The following is a 5,190-nucleotide window of genomic DNA, read 5'->3' on the forward strand; positions in this document are numbered from 1 at the left end:
GCATGGGTGGTTCCCCAATCCACTAGTTGCTTGTACGTGCAAGCTTTCTGTGTCCGCAAAGCCCCACGCGGCGAGGCGGGTGGGGCAGCAGAAGATTGCATGAGCAAGCATTTAGCTGTCAAGCGCCCAGCGGAAGGCCCCGGGCGCGCGGGGCGCCCGGGGCCGAGGGGTGGGGGTGAGGGGGCGTCAGTGGCGGGCTGTGGCGTGCAGGGCCTGGATGGTGGGCCCGGCTCGGGGTCGGTGGTGAGGGTGTTCAGCGTGGACCCGTGGCGTGCAGGGCCTGGAGGGTGGGGCCCAGTTCCGGGTTGGTGGTGAGGGTGTTCAACGCGGACCCGTGGCGTGCAGGGCCTGGACGGTGGGGCCCGGCTCGGGGTTGGTGGTGAGGGTGTTCAACGTGGACCCGTGGCGCGCAGGGCTTGGACGGTGGGGCCCAGTTCGGGGTCGGTGGTGAGGGTGTTCAACGCGCAGGACAGCACCTGGGTGTAGGTGGTGCGGGCGGCTTCGTAGCGCGCGCGTCCTTGTTCGGTGATGACGGCGTAGACGCCGCGCTTGTCGGAGGGGCACAGGTCCTTGACCGCGAAGCCCGCCGCTTCCAGGCGGCCCACCAGACGGGTGACCGAGGACTGGCCCAGTCCGACTCGCTCCGCGAGGTCCTGCATGCGCAGCTCGCTCGTCTGCGAGTGCTGCAGGTGTTCCAGGGAGCGGTACTCCGACAGTCCGATCCCGTGCCGGCGCTGCAATGCGGCCGCCAGCTCGCGTTCCACCCGCGTGTGGAGGGCGAGCACGCGGCTCCACGCGGCCTGGTCGGAGGCGGGCAGGGGCGCGCGGGGCGGGCGGGGGGTGTGGGGCGCGCGCGGTGACGCCGTCATGGGCGCCTCCTCTCGGAGTCGTCGGTCGACGCCAGAATACCTGCACATGCAAGCTTCTGGGCTTGACCGGTCACGCCCCCGGATATTCCGGCCGGTCCGCAAAAACCGGCACCCGGCCAGGTCGGCCGCCCGTCGAAAACCCCTCGTGAAAATCCCCGGCCGTCATCGTGGCGCCGAATTCCCGCCCTTCCCGGAATGTCCGGGGCCCGGCCCGCCGCGTCACCGGGCAACGGAAATCACCGCGGAACCGGTGGGGCGCCCGGCTGTCCCACCGCCCCCCCGGCCTTGCGCACAACCGCGTCATCACCGGAAAAAGGGGGGAAGGGGGAAGGGGGATGGGAAGGGGGAATGCCCGTCTACGCCGCCGTGCCCGTCTACACTGCCGCGCCCGCCGTGCTCGCCGCGCCCGCTGTGCCCGCCGCGCCCGCTGTGCCCGCCGTGCTCGCTGTGCCCGCTGTGCCCGCAGTGCTCGCTGTGCTCGCCGTGCCCGCTGTGCCCGCTGTGCCCGCCGTGCCCGCCGCGCCCGTCTACGCCGCCGCGCCCGCCGTGCTCGCCGTGCCCGCCGCGCCCGTCTACGCCGCCGCGCCCGCCGTGCTCGCCGCGCCCGCCGTGCTCGCCGCGCCCGCCGCGCCCGCCGTGCCCGCCGCGCCCGTCTACGCCGCCGTGCCCGCTGTGCTCGCCGTGCCTGCTGTGCCCGCTGTGCTCGCCGTGCTCGCCGTGCTCGTCTTTTGCAGGTACTCGGTCAGGCATGCGACGGAGATCAGGGCCAGGTTGTGTCGGTGGGCGAACGCGCGTAGTTGCGGCAGTCGGGCCATGGTGCCGTCGGTGTTGGCGATCTCGCAGACCGCCGCCGCCGGTCGCAGTCCGGCCAGCCGGCACAGTTCCACCCCGGCCTCGGTGTGGCCGGCCCGCGCGAGGACGCCGCCGTCGTCGGCGCGCAGCGGGAAGACGTGGCCCGGACGTACCAGGTCACCCGCCTCGGTGGCCGGGTCGGCCAGCAGGCGCAGGGTCAGTGCCCGGTCGGCCGCCGAGATGCCGGTGCTGATCCCGGCGGCGGCGTCGACCGAGACGGTGAACGCGGTGCCGTGGTGTTCGGTGTTGCGGGTGACCATCTGCTCCAGCTCCAGACGGTCCAGGTCGGCGCCGGCCATCGGCGCGCACAGCAGCCCGTGGCACTGGGTCATGGCGAAGGCGACCAGTTCGGCGGTGGCGAGTTCGGCGGCGAAGACGATGTCGCCCTCGTTCTCCCGGCTCGCGTCGTCGACGACGACGACCGCGCCTCCGGCTGCGATCTGCTCCACCGCGACCCGGACCGGGTCGAAGGCCGTGTCCTCGCCCGTGTCCTCGCCCTGCGTCTCGAAGGGCCGATCCAGCAGGCCGCGCTCGAACGAGGCGCGCTGGAGGGGGACTTGGTCGAAGGTGTCCCGGTCGTAGGGGCCCTCGACGGCGCAGGGGTGCGGCAGAGCGTCGGTGCTGGTCATGCCCATGGGTCCTAACCTCGGCGGGAAACTGGGGTGCGGAGCGCGAAGCGCGGACTCCGGACCCCCGGGCCCGGGCCGGGTGGCCGGCCGGTCGGACGGGGCGTCGAAGGTGCGGCCCATCGGAACTCTCCTCGCGCTCGGGGCGCGGACGTCCGGGGCATCTGGGCACGGGCGTGCAAGGGGCCGTCCACCATGCCGCAAACGCGGCAGCCCGCGGCCCCGGCGAGGGCCGGCGGGACGCCCCGGCGAATCGGGGGAGGACCCTGCCCGCCGCGCACTGCCTCCCTTCCGGACTTTGACCGTCGGTCCAGGAGTTCCACCTGGTCAACCGGCCGCTGGAGGCGACCGGGTCGCGGACTGTAACCGCCGGCTCGGAATTTCACCGACCCCGGAGTGCGCAAACGTCTTTCAACGTCCGCCAACCTGGCACACCCGCAGCCGTCTTGACAAGCCGTCACCATTGACGCCCGCACGTGGGATGCGTCACGTACCCGTCGTTGTCGGGCGCCGCCACCCTGCCCGAGCGGCCCGTATTGCCGATGCTCTCCACCCGTGCCTAAGATCCCAGCCGCCGCCGAACATCCGCCAGTTGACGAAACGCCACGCGAAAACCCCGGCCGGGGACGAACAGGAAGACGGATTCCACGAGGACGGGCCACGGCAATCCGGCCACCGGGACGCCGGAATCACGAAACGGGGGAGTAGAACGTTCATGCACGAACTCACCACAGGCCAGAAACCGCCGACGCCGACGCCGACACCCACGCCGACACCCACGCCGCCGCCGACGCCGACACCCACGCCGACCCCCACGCCGCCGCCGCCGACGCCGACACCCACGCCGACCCCCACGCCGCCGCCGCCGACGCCGCCGCCGACGCCGACCCCCACGCCGACACCGCCGCCGTCGCCGACACCGTCGTCGAAGCCGCCGTCGTCGTCGTCGTTCGTCCGTGCCCGCCTGGTCGCGGTCCTGCCGCCTCTGGTCTTCGGCCTGGTTCTGCTCGGCACGTGGGAGGCCGTCACCCGTACCAGGGCTGTTTCGGCGTTCTTCCTGCCCGCTCCCGCGACCGTCGCCCGTGCTTTCGCGGACGCCCTCGCCCACGGTTCCCTGCTCGACTACACCCGCCAGACCCTCCTGGAGAGCGCCGCCGGTACCGCCATCGGTATCGCGGCCGCCCTGCCGCTGGGCTACCTGATGGCCCGCAGTACCCTGGCCGCCCGCGCCCTGCAGCCCTACCTCGCCGCCACCCAGGCCGTCCCCGCTGTCGCCCTGGCACCCCTGCTCGCCCTGTGGATCGGCTACGGCCTGCTGCCCATCGCCCTGCTGTGCGCGCTCCTCGTCTTCTTCCCGATGCTCGTCAACACGATGCTCGGCCTGCGCGAGCTGGACCCCGACGTCCTGGCCGCCGCCCGCGTCGACGGCGTCGGCCGCTGGGGCATGCTGCGCCACATCGAGTTCCCGCTGGCCCTGCCCAGCATCCTCGCCGGGGTGCGCACCGGCGCCACCTTGTCGATCACCGGCGCGGTCGTCGGCGAGTTCGTGATGGGCGGTGAGGGCCTGGGCGAACTCCTGGCCGTCCAACGCGGCCAGGCCGACTCCACCGGCCTGTTCGTCACCCTGCTCACCCTCACCCTGCTGGCCGCCGCCACCTACGGAGCCGTCCGGCTCCTGGAACGCGCCCTCGACCGCTGAGCACCACCGCGACCCCGACCGCCGAACCTCCACCGACAAGGACGTCCGCATGCGCAAGACCACCGCCCGCTCGCTGGCCCTGCTGCTCACCGCCGCCGCACTGTCCGCCTGCGCCTCCGACCCCACCGCCGCCACGTCCCCAGGCGGCAAGGGTGGCAAGGGCGGCGCGCTCACCGTCGGTCTCACCTACATTCCCAACATCCAGTTCGCCCCGTTCTACGTCGCCCAGAGCAAGGGCTTCTACCAGGAAGCCGGCCTCAAGGTGACGCTGCGCCACCACAGTTTCACCGACGACCTGTTCGGTGGTCTGACCGCGGGCAAGGAGGACGTGGTCTTCGCCGGCGGCGACGAGATGCTGCAGGCCCGCGCCAAGGACCTGCCCGTCGTCGACGTCGCCACCCTCTACCACACCTACCCGGTGGTGATGCTGGTCCCGCAGGACTCCCCGATCCACACCGTCGCCGACCTGCGCGGGCACAGCGTCGGCACTCCCGGCCCGTTCGGCGAGACCTACTTCGCGCTGCTCGCCCAGCTCAAGGCCGGCGCACTGACCACCAAGGACGTCACCGTCCAGCACATCGGCTTCACCCAGCAGGCCGCCCTGGTCGGCAAGAAGGTCGACGCCGTCATGGGCTACCTCAACAACGACGCCGTCCAGTTCCAGCAGGCCGGCCTGGCCGTGCGCCCCGTCGAAGGCACCGGCACCGGCACCGGCACCGGCACCGTCGAAGGCACCGGCACCGGCGCCGGCACTGGCGCCGGCTCGGACGCCCTGCCGCTGGTCGCCGCCGGCCTCGGCGCGACCCGGGCCACCTTGGACCAGCACGGCGAGGACGTGCGCAAGTTCCTCGCCGCCACCCTGCGCGGCGTCCAGTACACCGTCGACCACCCCGAGGAGGCGGTGGCGATCAGCAAGACCTTCATCCCCGGCATGAACGACCACAAGCAGCAGGAGGCGGCCCTGGCCGTCCTCAAGGCCACCGTCCCGATGCTCAAGGCCCCCGCCTCCGGCAAGCCCGGCCTCAACGACCCTGCCACCTGGGACAAGATGGCCGCCTTCATGAAGGAGCAGGGCCTGATCGACAAGCCCGTCATCGCCACCGACGCCTTCACCAACGACTACCTGCCCTACCCCCCCCCGGCC

At 72.6% G+C, this 5,190-nt stretch carries 3 protein-coding genes, 1 pseudogene and 1 riboswitch; of the genes and pseudogenes, 2 read left to right on the forward strand and 2 right to left on the reverse strand.

Translation table 11 applies throughout. The annotated features are described in order from the left end of the window. Window positions 1–389 precede the first annotated feature (389 nt). Together VM95_RS36845 and ribB are read right to left on the reverse strand one after the other, a co-directional pair. Window positions 390–869: a MarR family winged helix-turn-helix transcriptional regulator gene (locus VM95_RS36845; RefSeq protein ID WP_045705546.1), complete on the reverse strand. Its 480-nt coding sequence runs from the start codon at window positions 867–869 to the stop codon at window positions 390–392. 659 nt (window positions 870–1,528) lie between these two features. Beyond that, window positions 1,529–2,242 (reverse strand): annotated as a pseudogene (ribB, locus tag VM95_RS36855) (3,4-dihydroxy-2-butanone-4-phosphate synthase); the annotation flags it as partial. Window positions 2,243–2,620: 378 nt separating this feature from the next. Further along, a riboswitch (FMN riboswitch) is annotated at window positions 2,621–2,751 on the reverse strand. A 710-nt stretch (window positions 2,752–3,461) separates the two neighbouring features. Between ribB and VM95_RS36860 the strand changes: the two are divergent. Together VM95_RS36860 and VM95_RS36865 are read left to right on the forward strand one after the other, a co-directional pair. Further along, window positions 3,462–4,046, forward strand: a complete 585-nt coding sequence (locus VM95_RS36860; protein ID WP_244179125.1) for an ABC transporter permease — start codon at window positions 3,462–3,464, stop codon at window positions 4,044–4,046. Window positions 4,047–4,095: 49 nt separating this feature from the next. Continuing rightward, window positions 4,096–5,190: ABC transporter substrate-binding protein (locus VM95_RS36865; protein ID WP_063773623.1), on the forward strand; the 1,095-nt coding region annotated here is incomplete at its 3' end.

The organism is Streptomyces rubellomurinus (genome assembly GCF_000961885.1).
In the GTDB taxonomy this organism is placed as follows: domain Bacteria; phylum Actinomycetota; class Actinomycetes; order Streptomycetales; family Streptomycetaceae; genus Kitasatospora; species Kitasatospora rubellomurina.

Bases quoted from the DNA above. Each gene is read 5' to 3' on its own strand.
- VM95_RS36845 (WP_045705546.1), bottom strand. From the start codon at position 869: ATGACGGCGTCACCGCGCGCGCCCCACACCCCCCGCCCGCCCCGCGCG.